Genomic DNA, 550 nt, shown 5'->3' on the forward strand with positions numbered 1-550 from the left:
TTAGGTACCTTTAAATTTTTTGACCTATGCCAACTAGCACAGTCCATAACGAGAAAAGTCTCTCGTATTCCTAGATATTGCGACATCTGCTCAAGAAATATATTCATGCAATCAGTGTTGACATTTGGTGCAAACAAGCTAGAACTCTCTCCATTTCTAGGATTAACCGCACTATAGAGATAGAAATTTTGCCTACCTAATTTTATTTTAACCTGTGTCCTAATGCCTTTTTTAAACCACCCATGTCCAATTTTTGAATGTGTGCCAAACCGAGACTCATCAAAGAAAAATAGCTCTTTTTCTGGATATTTGCCAATAGTTTCGTTGAGATTTTTTTTTAAACTCCTCTTGTTTGCTTTTATCTTTACCATTATGAACTGGTCTTGGAGTAATATATGAGAATTTCATTCTTTGCATATTACGGTGTACTGTGGACTTACTGATATCCAAACCAAATCTTTCCTGGATTTTTATTCTCATTTCTTTAATGGTGATATTAGGATTTTCTTGTATCCATGCTTCAACTTGTTCACGTTGACTTTGATTCAAT

General features: G+C 34.0%; 1 pseudogene. It reads right to left on the reverse strand.

Annotated features, from left to right (window positions below):
- Nucleotides 1-550: pseudogene (locus tag OZD66_RS05330) on the reverse strand (IS630 family transposase); the annotation flags it as partial.

Source organism: Wolbachia endosymbiont of Drosophila baimaii (assembly GCF_028982185.1).
Taxonomy (GTDB): domain Bacteria; phylum Pseudomonadota; class Alphaproteobacteria; order Rickettsiales; family Anaplasmataceae; genus Wolbachia; species Wolbachia pipientis.